The 19773-nt window shown below is 74.4% G+C and carries 16 protein-coding genes and 2 tRNA genes; 3 read left to right on the top strand and 15 right to left on the bottom strand.

Features of this window, described 5'->3' with window-relative positions; translation table 11 throughout:
* Positions 1 to 145 precede the first annotated feature (145 nt).
* The 5 genes from M1O15_RS05685 to leuS all read right to left on the bottom strand — a co-directional run bounded on the left by M1O15_RS05685 (position 146) and on the right by leuS (position 8959).
* Positions 146 to 2710: a ComEC/Rec2 family competence protein gene (locus tag M1O15_RS05685; RefSeq protein WP_248632261.1), complete on the bottom strand. Its 2565-nt coding sequence runs from the start codon at positions 2708 to 2710 to the stop codon at positions 146 to 148.
* 269 nt (positions 2711 to 2979) lie between these two features.
* Positions 2980 to 4044, bottom strand: coding sequence for a ComEA family DNA-binding protein (locus M1O15_RS05680; protein ID WP_248632106.1), 1065 nt, complete (start codon positions 4042 to 4044; stop codon positions 2980 to 2982).
* Between the two features lie 117 nt (positions 4045 to 4161).
* The gene (locus M1O15_RS05675) at positions 4162 to 5010 is read right to left on the bottom strand and encodes a DegV family protein (RefSeq protein WP_248632105.1); all 849 of its coding nucleotides are present in this window, start codon (positions 5008 to 5010) and stop codon (positions 4162 to 4164) included.
* 73 nt (positions 5011 to 5083) lie between these two features.
* A complete protein-coding gene (locus tag M1O15_RS05670; protein WP_248632104.1) occupies positions 5084 to 5923 on the bottom strand; it encodes a hypothetical protein in 840 nt (279 codons plus the stop codon).
* 165 nt (positions 5924 to 6088) lie between these two features.
* Positions 6089 to 8959: a leucine--tRNA ligase gene (gene leuS, locus M1O15_RS05665; protein WP_248632103.1), complete on the bottom strand. Its 2871-nt coding sequence runs from the start codon at positions 8957 to 8959 to the stop codon at positions 6089 to 6091.
* 600 nt (positions 8960 to 9559) lie between these two features.
* On the opposite strand from leuS, the gene M1O15_RS05660 reads away from it, so the two are divergent.
* Together M1O15_RS05660 and M1O15_RS05655 are read left to right on the top strand one after the other, a co-directional pair.
* A complete protein-coding gene (locus M1O15_RS05660; RefSeq protein ID WP_248632102.1) occupies positions 9560 to 11182 on the top strand; it encodes a ferric reductase-like transmembrane domain-containing protein in 1623 nt (540 codons plus the stop codon).
* Positions 11179 to 12762, top strand: coding sequence for an NADH-ubiquinone oxidoreductase-F iron-sulfur binding region domain-containing protein (locus M1O15_RS05655; RefSeq protein WP_248632101.1), 1584 nt, complete (start codon positions 11179 to 11181; stop codon positions 12760 to 12762). The genes M1O15_RS05660 and M1O15_RS05655 overlap by 4 nt, the downstream gene beginning before the upstream one ends.
* A gap of 134 nt (positions 12763 to 12896) precedes the next feature.
* On the opposite strand, the gene M1O15_RS05650 is transcribed toward M1O15_RS05655, so the two are convergent.
* A tRNA-Ala gene (locus M1O15_RS05650) sits at positions 12897 to 12969 on the bottom strand.
* A gap of 196 nt (positions 12970 to 13165) precedes the next feature.
* Here M1O15_RS05650 and M1O15_RS05645 point away from each other — a divergent pair.
* Positions 13166 to 14500: a glycosyltransferase 87 family protein gene (locus M1O15_RS05645; RefSeq protein ID WP_282576346.1), complete on the top strand. Its 1335-nt coding sequence runs from the start codon at positions 13166 to 13168 to the stop codon at positions 14498 to 14500.
* Here the strand turns inward: M1O15_RS05645 and M1O15_RS05640 are convergent.
* From M1O15_RS05640 to M1O15_RS05600, 9 genes are all read right to left on the bottom strand, one after another.
* Positions 14479 to 14712 (bottom strand): hypothetical protein, encoded by a 234-nt coding sequence (locus M1O15_RS05640; protein ID WP_248632099.1) that lies wholly within the window; start codon positions 14710 to 14712, stop codon positions 14479 to 14481. The two genes, M1O15_RS05645 and M1O15_RS05640, sit on opposite strands and share 22 nt — an antisense overlap.
* A gap of 3 nt (positions 14713 to 14715) precedes the next feature.
* Positions 14716 to 14898 (bottom strand): hypothetical protein, encoded by a 183-nt coding sequence (locus tag M1O15_RS05635; RefSeq protein ID WP_248632098.1) that lies wholly within the window; start codon positions 14896 to 14898, stop codon positions 14716 to 14718.
* 236 nt (positions 14899 to 15134) lie between these two features.
* Positions 15135 to 15207, bottom strand: a tRNA-Ala gene (locus tag M1O15_RS05630).
* A 114-nt stretch (positions 15208 to 15321) separates the two neighbouring features.
* On the bottom strand, positions 15322 to 15975 hold the full coding sequence (locus M1O15_RS05625; RefSeq protein WP_248632260.1) for a histidine phosphatase family protein: 654 nt from the start codon (positions 15973 to 15975) through the stop codon (positions 15322 to 15324).
* On the bottom strand, positions 15972 to 16409 hold the full coding sequence (rsfS, locus tag M1O15_RS05620; RefSeq protein ID WP_248632097.1) for a ribosome silencing factor: 438 nt from the start codon (positions 16407 to 16409) through the stop codon (positions 15972 to 15974). The genes M1O15_RS05625 and rsfS overlap by 4 nt, the downstream gene beginning before the upstream one ends.
* A gap of 94 nt (positions 16410 to 16503) precedes the next feature.
* A complete protein-coding gene (locus M1O15_RS05615; protein ID WP_308282231.1) occupies positions 16504 to 18393 on the bottom strand; it encodes an LCP family protein in 1890 nt (629 codons plus the stop codon).
* 19 nt (positions 18394 to 18412) lie between these two features.
* Positions 18413 to 19033 (bottom strand): nicotinate-nucleotide adenylyltransferase, encoded by a 621-nt coding sequence (gene nadD, locus M1O15_RS05610; RefSeq protein WP_248632096.1) that lies wholly within the window; start codon positions 19031 to 19033, stop codon positions 18413 to 18415.
* A 103-nt stretch (positions 19034 to 19136) separates the two neighbouring features.
* Complete coding sequence (locus M1O15_RS05605) at positions 19137 to 19292, bottom strand: hypothetical protein (RefSeq protein ID WP_248632095.1); 156 nt, start codon at positions 19290 to 19292, stop codon at positions 19137 to 19139.
* Positions 19293 to 19414: 122 nt separating this feature from the next.
* Complete coding sequence (locus M1O15_RS05600) at positions 19415 to 19582, bottom strand: hypothetical protein (RefSeq protein ID WP_248632094.1); 168 nt, start codon at positions 19580 to 19582, stop codon at positions 19415 to 19417.
* Between the last annotated feature and the right edge of the window lie 191 nt (positions 19583 to 19773).

Here is a 19773-nt window from a genome sequence, read left to right as displayed (position 1 = left end):
GACCATTGTCGCCATGCCGATCGCGCCACCGGCCCGGGCCCCGGTGCGCACCACCGGGCACTGCGGAGCCGGAAGGGTGTGCGGTGGAGGCGGTCGCGGTGACGGTTTAGAGGGCTCCGTGGCGGGCGCCCGCGCGGCTCGGGCCTCATGGTGGTGCCGTCGGCCCGCGTGGCACGGCGCGGAGGCCTCGCCCGACCGTGGTCACGGCGATCGCCCCATGGTCGCTGGTGCTGAGCACCGCCGCTCCCCCAGCGCCCAGCGCGGCCATGGTGCGCGGGGCGGGGTGGCCGTAGGAGTTGTCCCGGCCCGCCGACACCAGCGCCAGCCGGGGGCGGGCCCGTTCCAGCAGCCCGGGGTCCTGGTGGGCCGAGCCGTGGTGGGCGACCTTGAGCACGTCGACGGGCGGCAGGCGGGGGTGGGCCCGGAGCAGCGCCTGCTGGGCGGGCGGCTCCAGGTCGCCGAGGAGCAGCAGGCTCAGTCCCCCGGCGGTGCGCACCAGGAGGGTGACGCTGGAGTCGTTGGGTTCGAGGTCGGGGCCGGGGTCGGGTGATGAGGGATCCCAGCTCGGGGGCGGTGGGGACGGCAGGGGCCACAGTACGTGCCAGTCCAGCGGGCCGAGTCGACGGCGTTCGCCTGCCACCGCCCGTACCACCGGCACACCGGCGGCGGCCGCGGTCCGGTGGACGAACTCCGCCTGCTCCGGGGGCTGTCGCAGACCGGTGGTCTGGATGGCGCCGACCTGCCTGCCGTCCAGCACACCCGGCAGTCCTCGCACATGGTCGGCGTGGAAGTGCGTGAGCACCAGGAACGGGACGCGGTGGACGCCCAGTTCGGTGAGGCAGCGGTCGACGAGCCGCGGGTCGGGGCCCGCGTCCACCACCAGCGCCTGGCCCGGGCCGGCCGCCAGCACCAGGGCGTCGCCCTGGCCGACATCGCAGAGCGCGGCCACCCAGCCCGGTGGCGGCCAGCCGGTGAGCAGCCGGACCACCGGTGGGGGACGGAGCACGGCGAGGAGCAGCAGGATCACACAGGCGCTCACCGCCCAGACCCGGCGGCGCATCCGCCGTATCGCGACCACCGCGAGCAGGGTGACCAGGGCGAGCAGCAGGCCGCCGCCCCATCCGCCCGGCCAGGCGGCCTCCGCTCCGGGCAGGGCGGCCCCGGCCCGGGCGACGGACGCGATCCACCCGGCCGGCCAGCCGGCGCAGACGGCCACCCAACCGGCCAGCGCCCCGGAGACCGGCGCCGTGGCCAGGGTGGCGAACCCCAGGACGGTGGCCGGGGCCACCGCGAGCTCGGCGAGCAGGTTGCAGGGGATGGCCACCAGGCTCATCCGGCCGGCGAAGACGACCACCACCGGGGCGCAGACGGCCTGTGCCGCCGCAGCCGCCGCCAGCGCCTCCGCCAGGCGCCCGGGGACACCCCGCTTCCGCAGGGCGGCGCTCCACCGGGGAGCGAGGGTGAGCAGGGCGCCGGTGGCGAGCACCGACAGCAGGAAGCCGTACCCGCGCGCCAGCCAGGGGTTCCACAGCACCAGCAGCAGCACGGCGGCGGCCAGCGCGGGCAGCAGGGAGCGGCGCCGCCCGGTGGCGATGGCGAGCAGGGTGATCAGTCCGCAGGCGGCGGCGCGCAGCACGCTCGGTTCGGGGCGGCAGACGATGACGAAGGCGAGGGTGAGCAGCCCGCCGAGGAGCGCGGTGCCGCGCAGGGTGATGCCCAGCCGGGGTGCCAGGCCCCCGCATTCGGCTCGCAGGGCGCGGCCGGGCGGCCCGATGAGCAGCAGCAGGACCAAGGTGAGGTTGCTTCCGCTGACGGCGAGGAGGTGGAGCAGGTCGGTCGCCTCGAAGGCGTGGTGCAGGTCGTCCGGGATCCGGGAGGTGTCGCCGACGACGAGCCCCGGCAGCAGGGCGCGGGCGTCCGGGGGCAGCTGGTCGGTGGCGTCGCGCAGCCCGGCGCGGAGCTCTCCGGCCGTGCGCTGGAGGCGGGTCGGCGCTCCGGTGACGACCGGTCCCGCCGCGTCGGGCCGCAGTACGGCCGCGTACCGGCCGCCCTGCTCACCGGGTGGTTCCAGGCGTCCGCTGAGCCGTAGCCGGGTGGAGGGGAGCAGGGGCCGCCATCGCTGCTGGGCGGTGAAGGTCATCACCAGGACGGGGGTGCGGACGCGGGTCGGAGGGCGGGTGCCGGTGGCGGTCTCGACTCTGGTCACCTCGATGTCCAGCATCACGCCGGGCGGTCCGGTCCGCGGGCCGTCCATGACGGGGCGGGTCAGCCGGGGGTCCGAGGTGACGGTCGCCTCGACCGTCACCCTGGCGTGGTGGCCGGCCAGTTCGGGCAGCGGCCCCTGGCGCAGGTCGGCGCCGTGCAGTCCGGCGGACGCGGCTCCGGCGGCCGCGCACAGCAGCACCGCCGCGGCCGCCGTGGCGTTCTGCCGCCACCAGGGGGCGCGGAGCCATCCCGCGGGGGTGCGTCCGGTTCGGCGTCGGCCGCCGCCCGGCGCGAAGGGGCCCGGTGGGTCGGCTTGGCTCTGCTCTGCCGAGCCGTTCGGCCTCCCCGGGGTGGGACCGGCCGGTCTCCTCCGCCGTGCGGTCAGCAGCAGGGCGAGGGCACCCGCCGTGCAGAGCGCCACGGCGGCGGCCGTCCAGCCCCCGGGGGCGCCGAGCGCGAGCGCCGCCGCGACCCAGGCGGCCACCGCGGGCCCGACCAGCCGCAGATCGACCGGGCCTTCGGCGGGAACCGGGTGCCCGCTCGGCGCACTGCCGGGATCCCCGGCACCGGGGGCGGCGGCCCGGCGGGTCCTGTGGTGCGCTGCTCCCGCAGCCGCACCCGCACCCGCACCCGCACCCGCGACCGGAGCCCGGCCGGTCGATGCGGTCACCGACACACTGGCCGCCGCACTGACCGCCGTATTCGCCGCCGCGGCCCGGCTCACCGACGTTGTCTCGCCCGCGCCCACGACCGGAGGCCCACCGGCCGGCCTGGTCATGGCCGCACCAGCGACTGGAGTTCGGCGAACCGGCGGTCGCCGATGCCGCTCACCTCACGCAGCTGCTCCACCGATCGGAAGCCGCCGCTGCGAGTGCGATGGTCGACGATCTTCCGGGCGAGGACCGGGCCGACACCGGGCAGGGTGTCCAGCTGCTCGACGGTGGCGGTGCTGAGGCTGATCGGCCCGGTCGGCCCCGCCCCCGTACCGGTGCCGACCGCCCCGGGCACACCCGGAACAGGCCCGGCGATCGGGGCGGCCGCCTGCGCTGCCGCGCCGACCACGACCTGCTCGCCGTCCAGCAGCACCCGGGCCCGGTTCAGCCCGCTGAGGTCGGTGCCGGGGGTGACCCCGCCGGCGGCCCGCAGCGCGTCGGCGACCCGCGATCCGGCGGGCAGCCGCAGCACCCCGGGGTGGCGCACCTCCCCGCCGACGTCGATGACCACCACCGGCAGCGGTCCGGCCGTGGGCGCCGCCGACCCGGCCGCGACCGGCGGGCGGGACGGGGCCGCGTGGTGCACCACTTCCGGGGCACGCACCGGTTCCGGGCGGCCCGACCAGAAGTGCCGTCCCGCCAGGGCCGCCGCCACCGCGAGGACGACGGCCAGCGCGGCGAGCGTGCGCGGTTCCAGGCCGCAGCGGGTCTGCACCCACATCGGTAACCGGTCCCGTACCGCCGATCGCCACCGCTCCCCGCGGCCGGGCGCCCGCTCGGGAGCTGGTCGTGCCTCCGGCCTCACCAGGACCCCTTCGGACGGGCCGGGCACACCGGGATCGGGCGCGGTGGGGTCAGTCCCGACCGCACCCGGGCCGCCGTCGTCCGGCGCCGACGGGAACAGGACCGCGTCCGGGGGGTGGCGGCGTGGGCCGGGTGGGGCGAAGAGCCCGTCCGCTCGCCGCCGTGCGGCCAGCAGGGCGTCCGCTGTCGTACGGGCCCGTCCACCGCCCTGTCCGCGCCCGCGCCGCAGTCGGCCGTCGGAGCCCGGGGCGCGGCCGGGGCCGCTGGTGGGGCGGCGGCGGACGGTGGAGCCGGTCGTCACGGAACGTGTTCGTACGGTCATGGCTCAGGACGGTAGACGCCGGAGCGGATCCATGGGCGGCCGGTCGCGAATCTGTGGATAGCCCCTGGAATGGGGATACTTCGGCCACTCCGGAGAGTGACCGTGAGAAGGAAGGGATCAGCGGGCGGAGACGACCACGCCCAGGAGTCCCGGGCCGGTGTGTGCGCCGATCACCGCGCCCACCTCGCTGACACGCACCTCGTCCAGTCCGGGCACCCGGGCCCGCAGCCGGTCGGCCAGCGCGGCGGCCCGGTCCGGAGCGGCGAGATGGTGGACCGCGATGTCCACGGCGCCGCACGCCGCCGCACGCTCGGCGGCGATCTCCTCCAGCCGGGCGATCGCCCTGGACGCGGTGCGCACCTTCTCCCGCAGCTCGATCCGTCCGCCCTCCAGCTCCAGCAGCGGTTTCACGGCGAGTGCGGAGCCCAGCAGCGCCTGGGCGGCGCCGATGCGCCCGCCACGCCGCAGGTACTCCAGGGTGTCGACGTAGAAGTACGCGGAGGTCCCGGCCGCGCGCTTCTCGGCGGCGGCGGCCACCTCGTCCAGGGCCGCGCCCGCCTCCGCGGCCTCGGCCGCCGCCAGGGCGCAGAAGCCCAGGGCCATCGCCACCATTCCGGTGTCCACCACCCGTACCGGCACCGCGGCGTTGCGCGCGGCCAGCGCGGCGGCGTCGTAGGTGCCGGAGAACTCGGCGGACAGGTGCAGGGACACGATGCCGGTGGCCCCCCGCTCGGCGGCCTGGGCGTAGGCGGCGGCGAAGGTCTCCGGGCTCGGCCGGGAGGTGGTCACCGACCGCCGCTTCTGCAGGGCGAGGGCGAGTGAGCGCGCCGAGATCTCGGTGCCCTCCTCAAGGGCCTGGTCGCCGAGGACGACGGTCAGCGGAACCGCGGTGATAGCGTGCCGCTCCATCGTCTGAGGCGGCAGGTAGGCCGTGGAATCGGTGACGATCGCGACATGGCGGGACATGACCGGGAGGTTACCCCGCGGCGACCGCCGGGCGGCAGGCCACCCCTGGCCCGGCCATTCCCGCGCCTCGGAGTCAGTTGGTCGTCTCGGGGCGGGCCGTCTTCTGCCAGGAGAAGCTCCGCAGCCGCGGGTCGCGTGCGGTGATCGCCTGCGGACCGGCCTCCTCGGATCGGCCCTCCGCCTGGTCCCCGTCGTCCCTGCGGCCGGTGGAGCCGCCGCCGGCCGGAGCGCTCTCGTCGCCCGGCCATACCTGCTCGGAGGAGGTGGTCTGCCGTCCGGTGTGGGCCTCCGGCCAGGCGGTGGCGCCGGAGGAACCAGCCGTCGCCGCCCGGGAGTCGGGGGCCCCGGTCCCGCTCGCGGGTTCGTCGGTGACGGCCCAGTGGCGTAGGGCGCCCGCCTCCATGTCGATCTGGGCGCTCAGCGACTCCAGCTCGTCGTCGGCGAACCGCAGCGCCCGGTCGCGGGCGGCCCAGCGCAGCGAGTCGGCCGCGTGCGTGACCTGCTCGGTGCGCCGGCGGACCTCGTCCAGGTGGGCGGCCACCCGGGACCGGTCGGGGTCGCGCTCCATCCGCCTGAGGTCGGCGTCCAGCTCCTTGCCGTGCGCGCTGAGCCGGCCGAAGAGGGCCAGCGACTCCTTGAGCGAGGCGTCCTCGGCCGCCCCCGCCTCCAGGGCGTCCTGGGTGGCGCGCATCGAGGTGCGCAGGGCGAGCCGCAGCCGGGCCAGCTCGGCCGGCGCCCCGGCCTGGCCGTAGCTGCGGGCGCGCAGGGTGGTGTCCTCGACGGTGCGGCGGGCCTGATCGATGGTGCGGTCCACACCGCGCTTGGCCGCCTTGACCGCCTTGACGCTCAGATAGGCGCCCAGCGCGACGAAGACGACGAAGAGCAGCGCCAGGATCAGGATCGCCGTTGCCATGCCGGTCCCCTCGGTGTCGATGCGGTGGGTGAATGGGAAGCGCCCCAGCCGTGCCGGGAGCGCGTCGCCGCCGCCGTCCTCCACGGTAAACGGAACGGGCGGGCCACAGGTTCCCCTGGAACCCGCAACCCGCCCGTAGGGGTCATCCCTCAGCCACGCGCCCGGTCACGCCGGGACGATGTTCACCAGCTTCGGCGCCCGGACGATGACCTTCCGGATGCCGGCGCCGCCCAGCGCGGCGACGACGCCTTCGTCCGCCAGGGCCAGGGCCTCCAGCTCGGCGTCGGTGATGGACGGGGCCACCTCCAGCCGGGCCTTGACCTTGCCCTTGATCTGGACCACGCAGGTCACCGTCTCGTCCACCACGAACGCCGGGTCGGCGACCGGGAAGTCCCGGTGGACGAGGGACTCGGTGTGGCCCAGCTTGCGCCACAGCTCCTCGGCGATGTGCGGGGCCAGTGGGGCGACCAGCAGCACCAGCCGCTCGGCGACGGTGCGGGGCAGCGCGCCGCCCGCCTTGGTCAGGTGGTTGTTCAGCTCGGTGACCTTGGCGATCGCCGTGTTGAAGCGCATCGCGGCCATGTCCTGGGAGACGCCGTCGACCGCCTTGTGCAGGGCGCGCAGGGTCTCCTCGTCGGGCTCGGCGTCGACCACGGTGGTCTCCCCCGTCGCCTCGTCGACGATGTTGCGCCACAGCCGCTGCAGCAGCCGGAACTGGCCGACCACGGCCCGGGTGTCCCAGGGCCGGGAGACGTCCAGCGGGCCCATCGCCATCTCGTACAGCCGCAGCGTGTCGGCCCCGTACTCGGCGCAGATCTCGTCCGGGGTGACCGCGTTCTTCAGGGACTTGCCCATCTTGCCCAGGACGCGGCTGACCTTCTCGCCCTGGAAGAAGTAGGCGCCGTCGCGCTCCTCGACCTCGGCGGCGGGCACCGCGATACCGCGCGCGTCGCGGTAGACGAAGGCCTGGATCATGCCCTGGTTGAACAGCTTGTGGAACGGCTCGGCGGAGGAGACGTACCCCAGGTCGAACAGCACCTTGGACCAGAACCGGGCGTACAGCAGGTGCAGTACGGCGTGCTCGGCGCCGCCCACGTACAGGTCGACGCCGCCGTGCGGCTGCCCCTCGCGCGGGCCCATCCAGTAGCGCTCGATCTCCGGGTCGACCAGCGCGGTGTCGTTGTGCGGGTCCAGGTAGCGCAGCTCGTACCAGCAGGAACCGGCCCAGTTGGGCATGGTGTTGGTCTCGCGGCGGTACTTCTTCGGGCCGTCGCCCAGGTCCAGGGTGACGTCGACCCAGTCCTCGTTGCGGGACAGCGGGGTCTCGGGCTGGGTGTCGGCGTCGTCCGGGTCGAAGGTGCGCGGCGAGTAGTCGTCGACCTCGGGCAGCTCCAGCGGCAGCATCGACTCGGGCAGCGGGTGGGCGATACCGTCCTCGTCGTAGACGATCGGGAAGGGCTCGCCCCAGTAGCGCTGGCGGCTGAACAGCCAGTCGCGCAGCCGGAAGTTGACGGTGCCCTCGCCGATACCGCGCTCGGCCAGCCAGGCGGTGATCCGGGCCTTGGCGTCGACCACGCCCAGCCCGTCCAGGGTGATGTCGCCGTGCGTGGAGTTGACCAGCTCGGCGTCGTACGAGGAGAAGGCGTCGTCCCACTCGGCCGGGTCGGTGGAGCGGCCGTCGGTGGGCTGGACCACGCAGCGCATCGGCAGCTCGAAGGCGCGGGCGAAGGCGAAGTCGCGGCTGTCGTGCGCCGGGACGGCCATGATCGCTCCGGTGCCGTAGCCCATCAGCACGTAGTCGGCGATGAAGACGGGGACGCGCTCGCCGCTGACCGGGTTGACCGCGTACGCGCCGGTGAAGACGCCGGTCTTGTCCTTGGCCTCGGCCTGGCGCTCGACGTCCGACTTGGACGCGGCCTGCTTGCGGTAGGCGCCCACGGCGTCGGCGGGGGTGGCGTGGCCGCCGGTCCACACCTGGTGGGTGCCCTCGGGCCAGGCGGCCGGGACGATCTTCTCGACCAGCTCGTGCTCGGGCGCCAGCACCATGTAGGTGGCGCCGAACAGGGTGTCCTGACGGGTGGTGAAGACGGTGATGGCGTCGTCCTCGCCGACCGCGAAGTCGACCCGGGCGCCCTCGGAGCGGCCGATCCAGTTGCGCTGCTGCAGCTTGATGGCCTCGGGCCAGTCCAGCGCGTCCAGGTCGTCCAGCAGCCGGTCGGCGTAGGCGGTGATGCGCATGTTCCACTGGCGCAGCTTGGCCTTGAAGACGGGGAAGTTGCCGCGCTCGGAGCGGCCCTCGGCGGTGACCTCCTCGTTGGCCAGTACGGTGCCCAGCCCGGGGCACCAGTTGACCGGGGCGTCCGAGGCGTACGCCAGGCGGTACTCGCCCAGCAGGTCGGCGCGCTCGGCGGCGGTCAGCCCCTGCCAGGTGCGGCCCTCGCCGGGCACCGGGCGCTCACCGCTCTCGAACTGGGCGACCAGCTCGGCGATCGGGCGGGCCTTGGCGGCCTGCTCGTCGTACCAGGAGTCGAAGATCTTCAGGAAGATCCACTGCGTCCACTTGTAGTAGGACGGGTCGATAGTGGCGAACGAGCGGCGCTTGTCGTGGCCCAGGCCCAGCCGGCGCAGCTGGATCCTCATATTGGCCATGTTGGCCTCGGTGGAGGTCCGCGGGTGCGTGCCGGTCTGCACCGCGTACTGCTCGGCGGGCAGGCCGAAGGCGTCGAAGCCCAGGGTGTGCAGGACGTTGTGCCCGGTCATCCGCTGGTGGCGGGCGTAGACGTCGGTGGCGATGTAGCCCAGCGGGTGCCCGACGTGCAGCCCCGCCCCGGACGGGTACGGGAACATGTCCATGATGAACTTCTTGGGCCGGGCGGCGACGGCCGGGTCCCCGGCCAGGTCACCGGTGGGGTTGGGCGCCTCGTAGGTGCCGTGCGCGTCCCAGAAGTCCTGCCAGCGTGCCTCGATGTCGGCGGCCATCGCCGCCGTGTAACGATGCGGGGCCGCCTGCTCGGCGGCCGGATTCGTCTCGCTCATGATCCTTTAAGCTCCATCGGGGTCGTCTCTGCCCACCGCCGGCCGGCCTGTGCGCGGAAGTCCAGGCACGGTCCGGGCGCGGAGTCCTCCACGCGCGGATGGCCGGGGCGCGAAACGAAAAATCCCCTCGCACAGGAGGGGACGCCGCGCCGACCCCGCGCGGGTGGTGGGAGCCCCGCGTCGGGACTGGTCAGCGCGGCTCGGTAAGCAGAAGGCGTACGGCACGCATGGCGCCAGGGTACCGCAGCGCCCGCAAGGCCCGCATCGAGGTCCGTCCACCGGACGCGCCCGCGCGAACGCCCTGCGTGACGGCGCGCACCACCTCGTACGCGCCCCATACCGCGCCCACCCGCCTCCGCCCGCACCTCGGGGCGCAGCTGCGCCGAGCCGCCGCGTACCGCCTGGTCCAGACCACTGGCGGGCTCCGAACGGCCGCCCGGGGGCACCGGCTTACTCCGCGTATCGCCCCTATCCCGGGCAACCCCAGAGTCAGTTGGCGAGGGACCGAAACATAAACGCCGGATTCTCGTACCGGTTGGTATGCGTCGACTTAGCATGCGGCCACGGGACCTCTTTTCCGCACCACTGGAGTCGCCCCCTATGAACCCTCCTCATCGCACGACCCGCTCCTCGCCCACGCGGAAACCCGGCCTCGGCAAGCCGGTACAGGGCGGACTGGCCGCGGCCGTACTGCTCCTCATACCCCTGCTGGCGATCGGCGGCGGCGACCGCTTCCGCGCCGCGCTGGACTTCACCACCGGTGTCCTCTCCCTCGTCTCGCTGACCGCGTCCGTCGCCTGGGGCCTGCTCGCCACCGACCGGCTGCTGCTCTCCGTACGGCACCGGCTGCTCGCCCAGGCCGTCCACCGCACCACCGCGGTGGCCTCGCTGGGCTTCCTGCTGCTGCACGCCACCGTGAAGGTGTCGCTGGGCCATGTGGAGCTCATCGGCGCGCTGATCCCGTTCAGCCTCGGACTGACCGGCACGTCCGGACTGATCGGCCTCGGCTCGCTCGCGGGGCTGCTGATGGTGGTCGCCGCCTCCACCGGGGCGGCGCGCAGCGCGCTGGCCGGGCGCGGCCCGATCGCGGCCCGCTGGCGGCCGCTGCACATGCTGGCCTATCCGGCCTGGTGCTTCGCGCTGATGCACGGACTCTACGCGGGTCGCCCCGCCGCGGCCTGGGTGACCACGATGTACTGCCTGGCCCTCACGGGCGTCGCGGGGGCCGTCTCGGTACGGCTGCTGCCGCGCCCCACGCAGAACACGCTCGCCGAGCGGCTGCTGGCCCTGCTCGGCCCCGGCGCCGAGCGGAACGCCTCCCCCTCGCGCCGGCGCCGCGACCTCTCGGTCTCCCCGCTCCCGGGTACGGCGGACCTCCCCACCGCCGCGACCGGCACCGGCCGGGCCGGCCCCGCCCCCTACCCCCCGGAACCCTCCCGCCCGCCCACCGCCCCCGAGTGGACCGCGGAACGGCCGGCCACCTCGCCCGAGTGGACCGCGGAACGGCCATCCGCCTCCCCCGAGTGGAGCGGCGAACGGGCGGGCACCTCCCCCGAGTGGACCGCCGAACGTCCACCCGTCTCCCCCGTGTGGACGGCCGAGCGACCGGCCGGCGATCCACCCGGCAGAGCGCGGAAGCGGCGTTCGTCCTCCATCTCGGCCGGCTACCGGGCCGTGTCCCTCGGCACCACGGGGGGCACGGCCGCTGCCGCGTCCGGCGGCCCGGCCACCCAGGAGATCCCGTTCGCCGAGCGGGTGCCGATGACGGAGGAGCTGCCGGTGGTCGCCGAGGAGCCGGCGACCCGGCCGGGCTACTGGCCCACCCCCTCCCCGCCACCGCCCGCCCAGTCCCCGGCGCCGCCCTCCTCGTACATCCCCCAGCAGCCGACCCGCTCGCCCTTCGACTCCTTCGGTTCCTCCGAGTCCTCCGGCTCCTCCGGCCGGCCCGGTGGCGACCCCTTTGAGGGCGGCTTCACCTCCTCCCCGCCGTCCACCACGCCCCCGTCCTACGCCTTCCCCTACGGCTACGGCGACCGCGGCGCCACCGGCGGCCACCCCGCCACCGGCCCCGACACCGATGTCCGCACCGATGTCGAGACCGGCGCCGGGACCGGTCAGGCGCCCTTCAGCCCCTTCACGCCCTTCGCCGACCCCGCGCAGGGCACCTTCCAGCAGCCACCGGCCGGCGAGCCGTGGACCGCACCCGCAGGAGAACGCCCGTGAACGCCCCGCTCCCCGACGTCCCCGAGGTCCGCGTCGTCGGCCTGCCGCAGCTGACCCAGGGGTTCGACCTGGTCGAGCGGCTGGACCTGCCGATGCACCTCAAGGTGCACGGACCGCTCGAACCGATCGCCGGGGAGCGGCTGGCGCAGCTCGCCGACGACATATCCCTGCGCGGACGGGGCGGCGCCGGGTTCCCGTTCGGCCGGAAGCTGCGCGCGGTGGCCAAGTCGACCATCCGGCGCGGGGTGCGGCCGGTCGTGGTGGTCAACGGCAGCGAGGGCGAACCGGCCTGCCGCAAGGACACCGTGCTGCTCAACCGGGCCCCGCACCTCATTCTGGACGGGGCGCTGCTGGCCGCCGAGGCGCTGGGGGCGCGCACCCTGGTGGTGGCGGTGACCCGCAACTCCACCGAGGTCTCCATCCGCGCCGCGCTCGCCGAGCGCGGGCTGTCCGACCGGCGCGGGCAGCGGTTGCGGGCCCGGGTGGTGCGCACCCCGGAGCGGATGGTCTCCGGTGAGGCCTCGGCCGTGATCCGGGCGGCGGGCGGCGGACCGGCGCTGCCCCCGGGCCGCCGGGAGCGGGCCGCGGAGTCCGGGGTGGGCGGTGCGCCGACCCTGCTGTCCAACGCCGAGACGTACGCGCAGCTCGCGGTCGCCGCCCGGATCGGCCCGACCCGGTACGCCCACGGCGGGCTGGACAGCGAGCCGGGCACGGTGATGCTGACGATCTCCGGGGCGGTGGCCCGGCCGATGGTGGTGGAGGTGCCGACCGGGGTGCCGCTGCGGTACGTGCTCCAGCTCGCCGGCGCTCCGTCGCGGCCGCAGGGGGTGCTGACCGGCGGCTACCACGGCAACTGGATCGACTCGATGGCCGTGGACAACGCGGTGATCTCCCGGGAGTCGCTGGCGGCGGTGGGCGGTTCGCTGGGGGCCGGGGCGATCCTGCCGATCGGTCCGGAGACCTGTCCGCTGGGTGAGGCGCAGCGGGTGGCGAACTGGCTGGCGGCGGAGACCGCCGGGCAGTGCGGTCCCTGCCGGCTGGGGCTTCCGGCGGCGGCCGGCGGGCTGTCGGACGTGCTCAACGGGGGCGGCCCGGCGGCGCTGGAGGCACTGCGGGAGGTGACCCAGGCGGTGAAGGGGCGGGGGGTGTGCAAGCACCCGGACGGTTCGGCCCGGTTCTTCGCCTCCACCCTGTCGGCGTTCACCGACGACCTGGCCGCGCATGTGCTGCACGGCGGTTGCGGCCGTCCGACGACCGGGGTGCTGCCGCTGCCGGGGCCCGGCTACCAGGACGCGGTGGAGTCCATTCCGAGCGGCCGGAAGCTGGCGGTGGACTGGACACTCTGCAAGGGGCACGGGCTGTGCGCGGACATCGTGCCGGAGCTGGTGCGGATGGGCCGGGACGGCTACCCGGTGCTGGCCGACGCCTCGGTGCCGATGCATCTGCGGGACCGTGCGCAACTGGCGGTGCGCCGCTGCCCCGAGCTGGCGCTGCGGCTGGAGGCGGCCCCGCAGGAGCGGCCGGAGCGCCCGGCGCTGCCCCCGGTGACCCGCAAGGCCCTTGGCAGCGGGCAGGGTTGACCCGTAGCCGCCGACTCCGGGTCGGGCCCGTCACCCCTGGTGGCGGGTCCGGTCCGGGCGGGAAACGGCGCGGGCAACCCCGGGAAACGCGGAAGGCGGGCCATCCGACCGGATGACCCGCCTTCCACCTACTGTGGAGCTAAGGAGAATTGAACTCCTGACCTCCTGCATGCCATGCAGGCGCTCTACCAACTGAGCTATAGCCCCTTGCGGTGCCGACCGCCGGGATCTCCTCCCGGTCGGGTTTCCCTGGTGGTTTCCCTTCGGGTTTCCCTCGCGGCGACAGAGAGAACATTACACGGTCCCCCCGGTGGTTCGCCAAATCGGTTACGGGCCTGAGACCGGGCCGCCCACGGCGGGTGCCGGGCCGGAGCGGGCGCCCGGTAGCGTCCTTCTGGTGACCCTGACCGTGAACCTCCGGGCCCGGCTGGCCCGGGCGCCCTTCGCCGCGGCGGCGGCCTGCCTGCTGTCGCTCGCCGCCTTCTGGCTGGCGCAGCGCGCCGCCGACGTGACGATGCTGGACCTGTCCGTGTACCGGGCGGAGGGCGAGACGGTGCTCGCCGGCGGCGACCTGTACGCGATGCGCGCCACCTCGGCGAACCTGCCGACCACCTACCCGCCGTTCGCCGCGCTGCTGTTCACCCCGCTGACCCTGCTCGGGGTACCGGAGATGCGGACCCTGGCGACGGCCGGGAACCTGCTGCTGCTGGTGGCGCTGGTGCGGCTGTCGCTGCGCCTGGTGCGGCCCGGGGCGCCGGCGCGGTCGCTGTGGACGGCGGCGCTGTGGGCGTCCGCGGTGCTGGTGTGGTGCGAGCCGGTGTGGACCACGCTGCGCTACGGGCAGATCAACCTGCTGATCGCGGTGGCGGTGCTGTGGGACTTCACCCGGCGCGAGGGCCACGGGGGCGCCCGCTGGGCCGGGATCGGGACGGGGCTGGCGACCGCGGTGAAGCTGACGCCGGGGCTGTTCGTGGTGCTGATGCTGGTGGTCGGTGTGCTGCGGCTGCGCCGGGACGGAGGACCACGCAAGGCGTGGGCGGATGCGTGGCTGCGCAAGGCGGTGACGGCGACGGCGGTGTTCCTGGCGGTGACGGCGGTGTCGGCGGTGGTGCTGCCCTACGACTCGCGCCGGTTCTGGACGCGGATGATCTTCGAGACCAGCCGGGTGGGCCGCAAGGAGGAGACGGCCAACCAGTCGCTGAACGGGGTGATCGCCCGGCTGCTGCACACCACCGACCCGGGGGTGTGGTGGCTGCCGGCGGCGGTCGTGGTGGGGGCGGCGGGGCTGGCGGTCGCGGTCCTCGCCGCGCTGCGCGGGGACCGGCCGGTGGCGGTGGTGGCGTGCGGGGTGACCGCGCTGCTGGTGTCCCCGATCTCCTGGTCGCACCACTGGGTGTGGTGTGTGCCCGCCCTGGTGCTGCTGGCGTCGCGGGTGCGGCCGGGCTGGACGGTGGCGGTGGGGCTGGTCTTCGGGTCGTTCGCGCTGTGGTGGGTGCCGCACGCCCCGGCCCCGGTGCGGCTCGAACTCCACCAGAACCCGGGGCAGATGCTGCTGTCCGGGCTCTACACCCTGGTGGGGCTCGCCCTGTTGGCGGCGTTCGCGCTGCGGCTGCGCCGCGAGGACCGTACGACCCCCGGGCGGTCGGCCCCGGCGGCGGACGACCGCGTACACCTGCCCGCGCAGGCGGCGGGCGACTCAGCCCGCACAGCCGGCGATCAGGCCCTGGCGAAGGAGTAGAAGCGCTTGAGGGTGCAGTGCTCGTCGAGCAGGCGCCCGTAGATGGGCTCCCCTTCGAGTTCCCGGTAGGTCTCGATGGGGTCGCCTTTTATGATCAGCGCCCGCGCGCATTCCTCGCACCAGTACTGGTAGCGGGCGTTGACCGGTTCCATGTCGCGGACGATCGGCGTACCGCTGCCGCACCAGTCGCATTTCCGCCTGTGTGCACCCATCGATCAGCTCCAGCTGTGGCCGCAGGACGTGCACACATAGGACACCCCGCCGTTGTCACCGAGTACCTGGGCGACGTGGGCGGAACCGCACGAGGGGCAGCTGAGTCCGATCCGCACCCGGGCTGTGTCCGCCGCGTCCGCCGCGCCGGAACGGTCGGGAGCCTCCTCGGAACCACTGCCGGCCATCTGCAACTCCCTCCCGTACGCCTGCCCGCCGCCATCCCCCTCCGGCCGTCCGATTCTGCCATGGCCACGCACAGCGGTCAGCGGGACGAGGCAGGGAAGGCGGCTACGAGACCGTCACAGGGCAGCGGACACGGCAGTAGACCGGGCACCCGGCCGGACACCGGGCCGGGCAGGGGACGCGGCGGCCCGTATACGACGGAATCCCGCCCCCACCGGGGACGGGATTTCCGTGGACGTGGAGCTAAGGAGAATTGAACTCCTGACCTCCTGCATGCCATGCAGGCGCTCTACCAACTGAGCTATAGCCCCTCGCGTTCTTCGCGCTCCGCGCTGCGAACAAGAAGAACTCTAGCCGGTGACCTGCCGGAAAGGGAAATCCGGTGGCCGGGCGGCCGGCCTCGCGATACGGGCCCCGCACCCCGGTCAGGTGTCGTCGCCGAGGACGGGCTCCGGGAGGGTGCCCGCGTTGTGCTCCTGGAGCCGCCAGCCGCGGGCGCCCTCGCCGAGGACCGACCAGCAGCAGTTGGTGAGCCCGCCCAGGCCCTCCCAGTGGTGGGCCTCCAGGCCCAGCAGCCGGCCGATGGTGGTGCGGATGGTGCCGCCGTGGCTGACCACCACCAGGATGCCGCCGTCGGGCAGCTTGTCGGCGTGGCTCAGCACCACCGGGGCGGCCCGGTCGGCGACCTCGGTCTCCAGCTCGCCGCCGCCCCGCCGCACCGGCTCGCCGCGCTTCCAGGCGGCGTACTGCTCGCCGTACCGCGCCACGATCTCCTCGTGGGTCAGCCCCTGCCACTCGCCCGCGTAGGTCTCGCGCAGCACGGCGTCATGGGCGACCGGCAGCCCGGTCACGGCGGCCAGCTCACCGGCGGTGGCGGCGGCTCGCCGCAGGTCGGAGGAGACGATCGCGTCCGGCTTCAGGGCGGCGAGCAGCCGGGCGGCCCGGCGGGCCTGGCCGAAACCGGCCTCGGTCAGCTCGATGTCCGTGGTGCCCTGGAAGCGGCGCTCCAGGTTCCACGCGGTCTGGCCGTGGCGCCACAGGACGATACGGCGGCCCCGGCCCGCCTTGCTGCCGTTCAGCTCAACTCACCGTCCGTACCGTCGGCGCCGCTGAGCCGGGCGTGCTCCTCCGCCTTGCCGCGGGTCTTGACCGCGTCCTCGGGCAGCGGCAGCTCGGGGCAGTCCTTCCACAGCCGCTCCAGGGCGTAGAAGACGCGCTCCTCGCTGTGCTGGACGTGGACGACGATGTCCACGTAGTCGAGCAGGATCCAGCGGGCGTCGCGGTCCCCCTCGCGGCGGACCGGCTTGGCGCCGAGGTCCTTGTTGAGGCGCTCCTCGATCTCGTCCACGATCGACTTGACCTGGCGGTCGTTGGGCGCGGAGGCGAGCAGGAAGGCGTCGGTGATCGACAGCACGTCGCTGACGTCGTAGGCGATGATGTCGTGCGCGAGCCGGTCGGCAGCCGCCTGGGCGGCGGCGGTCACGAGCTCGATGGAGCGGTCGGTGGCGGTCACATGCTGGCTTTCGTCGGTGGTCCGGGACTCCCCCAGGGTCTCACGTACCGCCGACAGCCCGGCAAACCGATGACACTCCCCCGCCCCGCGACCGCTACCCGGTGCCGTCGCCATAGTCGGCGCCCAGCACCACGCTCACGCCCGACCCGGTTCCGCCGGAGTCCTGGGTGACCGCGGAGGCCGGCAGTTTCAGGGTCCTGGCGACCTCCTCGGCCACCGTTCTGTCGGCCGGCTGGGCGTAGCGCACCTCGCTGGTCGCCTCGCTGCCCTCGCTGCCGCCGGCGACCACCGTGTAGCCGCCGTTGACCAGCACGATCCGGACCTCCTCGGCCGCGCCGGGGTCCCCGGAGGCGTTGCGCACGGCGACCCGGACGGCGGCACCCGCCTCGGGGGCGCTGACCGAGCCGCCCAGCACGTCCTTGACCACGCTCCGCGCGGACTGCTCGCTCAGGGTGCCGTCGGCGCGCACCGGCAGCAGCGCGGTGTCGTGGTCGCCGACCTTGGCGTGCTCGGCGAGCCGGGCCAGGGAGGCGCCGAGGTCCTTCTCGGGCAGGGAGGGGTCCAGCACCTGGGCCAGGGTCTGCACGGTGAGGGTCGCGGAGGCGGGGTCGTCGGAGATCTTGCGCAGCGTGCCGAGGACGACCTGGCCGAAGCGCTGGAGCTGCTTGGCCTCCGGCTCGCCCTCGGCGCGGTGGGTGGCGTAGGCGACGGCCATCCGGCCGTTGAGGGTCTGGCCCTCGCCCTGGGGGACGCGCGGCGCGCCGTTCTTGCCGGTGGCGGCGGGCACCTCGGTGTCGGTGTCCACCTCGATGCCGCCGAGGATCTCGACGAGGTTCTCCAGATAGGGGGTGTCCAACCGCCAGGTGCCGGTGATCCGGGTGCCGAGAAGCGTGCCGACGGCCTCCCGGGTGCCGGTGCCGCCGTCCTCGGCGACGGACTTGGCGAGGGTGGTGGTGGAGCCGTCCTCGTCGGCGACGGACAGCGAGTTGGGCAGCAGCACGGTGGTGCCGCGCTTGGTGGTGGCGTTGTTCACCAGCAGCGCGGTGGAGGTCTCGTCCCCGCCGGTGGAGTGCAGGTGCAGCACGATGACGTCGCGCTGCTGCGGTCCGCTCGCGGCGGCGCCGGTACCGGTGCCCGCCTCACCGCCGATCCAGGGGAGCCTGCCGGCCGCCCAGAGCCAGCCCACCCCGGCGACCAGGGCGACGGCGAGCACCACGGCCAGCACCACGACCCGGTTGCGGCCGCGCCGCTTGGCCTCCTCGCGGCGCTCGGAGCGGCTCTCGGTGAACTTCAGCCAGTCGATGACGTCCTGGGAGTCCTCGTCGGGCTCCTCGACGAAGGAGAACTGCTCGGTGCGGTAGTCCTCGCCGTCCGGGGCCGGCGCCGACGCGGGTCCACCGGCGTCGTCGCCGTCGGCTCGGCGCTGGCCCGGCAGCCGCCGCCCGGTGGCCTCCCGGCCGGCCGGATCACCGGCCCCGGTCGCGGCCTCGGGTGCGGTACGGGGCTCGGGTACGGGCGGCTGCTCGGCGGCCGGGGCCGCGGCGGGCGCCCAGGAGCCGGTGGCGGCGGTGTACCCGGCGGCACCCGCCTCGGGGGCCGCCTGGCCCTGCTGCCCGTAGCCGCCGCCGTCGTACGACTGCGGGTACTGCTCGCCGTACCCCTGCCCGTATCCCTGCGGTCCGGTGTACGCGGAGGGGTCCGGCGCCCCGTGGGAGTAGTCCTGCTCCGGCGCCTGGCCCGTGGCATAGGGGTGGTATGGGTCGTACGAGTCGTACGACCCGTAGGAAGCCCCCTGCTGCCACTGCTGCTGGGACTGGTCGGGCTGCTGGTACTGCTGAGCCGTCTGGTCCTGCTGGTACTCGTGGTACTGCTGGTACTGCTGCTCGTACACCGGCTGCCCGTAGGCGTCGTAGCCGACGATCCGCGGCTGCCCCGCCGGGTCGTACGGGTCGTGTCCGCCGTACGGGTTGTGCTGGTCGTTCACCGGTGCCCCTCTCCGCGGTTCACTCGCCGCGGTACAACTGGCGCTTGTCGATGTAGCGCACCACACCGTCCGGGACCAGGTACCAGACGGGGTCGCCCCGCTCGACGCGCGCGCGGCAGTCGGACGAGGAGATCGCCAGCGCGGGCACCTCGACCAGGGAGACACTGCCCTCGGGCAGGCCGTCGTCCGACAGGTCGTGGCCGGGCCGGGTCACGCCGATGAAGTGGGCGAGCGAGAACAGCTCCTCGGCGTCCCGCCAGCCCGGCATGATCTGGGAGAGGGCGTCGGCGCCGGTGATGAAGAACAGGTCGGTGTCCGCGTTGAGGTCGCGCAGGTCCCGCAGGGTGTCGACGGTGTACGTCGGCCCGCCCCGGTCGATGTCGATCCGGCTGACCGAGAACTGCGGGTTGGACGCGGTGGCGATGACCGTCATCAGATAGCGGTCCTCGGCCGGGGAGACGGTCCGGTGGCTCTTCTGCCACGGCTGCCCGGTCGGCACGAAGACGACCTCGTCCAGATGGAACAGGGCGGCCACCTCACTGGCGGCCACCAGGTGTCCGTGGTGGATCGGGTCGAACGTTCCGCCCATCACGCCCAGTCGGCGCTTGCCGGGACTGGCGGGCACTTCCAGGTCTCCCATGCGTGCAGAGCCTAACGGCACGGCGGCGCGGCCGGTCCCGGCGGTCGCCCTCACGGCCGCCGCCGACGTCGGCCCGGCGGCCGGCGGCCCGGCGACCGGCGGATCAGCGGTCGCGGTTGAACCGGGTGGTGATCCACAGCAGCGCGACCAGGGCGACCAGGGCGCCGATACCGGTCAGGTACGGGTTGAGGCTCGGGTTGTGCTCGGTGTGCTCGGCGGCGAGCGTGACGAGACCGGTGGCGGAGGTGGGGAGGCTCATCTTCGGCAGGACCTATTCCGTCGGGGCGCGACTCGGGTGGTGACGCCGGGGTGTGACTGGGTGGGTGTGGCTGAGACGTCGCGCACATCGTATGCGGGCGGTCCGGGCACGCTCACGCCGACTCAGTCGTTGTCCTCGTTGTCACTCCCCGCGCCCCGGTACCCGCGCAGCAGGAACCAGGCGAGCAGCACCGCTCCGACGATCGAGACGGCAAGGACGATCCGGAGGGTGTTGCCCGGCCCCTGCTGTCCGGAGGCGGCGGCGAGCAGGGCGGCGGCGGTCTGGTGCATGGGGGGCTCCTCGGGTGCGCGGGGCATCCCTTTCCGGGTTGTCCACAGGCCCGTGGGCGGCTTGTCCACAGGCCCGTTCCCACCGTAGCCGCAGCACCTACGCTGGGGTCCGGCAGGGGGACGAGACCGTCCGGCCGCACCGGCGCCGTCGCGCGGGTGGGGGCGGGCGCCGACGAGTCGCGTACGAACGA

Origin of the sequence: Streptomyces lichenis (genome assembly GCF_023218175.1) — a bacterium.
Lineage (GTDB): Bacteria > Actinomycetota > Actinomycetes > Streptomycetales > Streptomycetaceae > Streptomyces > Streptomyces lichenis.
The sequence above is the reverse complement of the archived record's forward strand: the minus strand, read 5'-3'. Positions and strand labels throughout refer to the sequence as shown.

What these genes read in the sequence shown, in the direction of transcription:
- M1O15_RS05680 (WP_248632106.1), bottom strand. Translation starts at nt 4,044, where the DNA reads ATGACCGTACGAACACGTTCCGTGACGACCGGCTCCACCGTCCGCCGC.
- M1O15_RS05675 (WP_248632105.1), bottom strand. Translation starts at nt 5,010, where the DNA reads ATGTCCCGCCATGTCGCGATCGTCACCGATTCCACGGCCTACCTGCCG.
- M1O15_RS05670 (WP_248632104.1), bottom strand. Translation starts at nt 5,923, where the DNA reads ATGGCAACGGCGATCCTGATCCTGGCGCTGCTCTTCGTCGTCTTCGTC.
- leuS (WP_248632103.1), bottom strand. Translation starts at nt 8,959, where the DNA reads ATGAGCGAGACGAATCCGGCCGCCGAGCAGGCGGCCCCGCATCGTTAC.
- M1O15_RS05660 (WP_248632102.1), top strand. Translation starts at nt 9,560, where the DNA reads ATGAACCCTCCTCATCGCACGACCCGCTCCTCGCCCACGCGGAAACCC.
- M1O15_RS05640 (WP_248632099.1), bottom strand. Translation starts at nt 14,712, where the DNA reads ATGGGTGCACACAGGCGGAAATGCGACTGGTGCGGCAGCGGTACGCCG.
- M1O15_RS05635 (WP_248632098.1), bottom strand. Translation starts at nt 14,898, where the DNA reads ATGGCCGGCAGTGGTTCCGAGGAGGCTCCCGACCGTTCCGGCGCGGCG.
- nadD (WP_248632096.1), bottom strand. Translation starts at nt 19,033, where the DNA reads ATGGGAGACCTGGAAGTGCCCGCCAGTCCCGGCAAGCGCCGACTGGGC.
- M1O15_RS05605 (WP_248632095.1), bottom strand. Translation starts at nt 19,292, where the DNA reads ATGAGCCTCCCCACCTCCGCCACCGGTCTCGTCACGCTCGCCGCCGAG.
- M1O15_RS05600 (WP_248632094.1), bottom strand. Translation starts at nt 19,582, where the DNA reads ATGCACCAGACCGCCGCCGCCCTGCTCGCCGCCGCCTCCGGACAGCAG.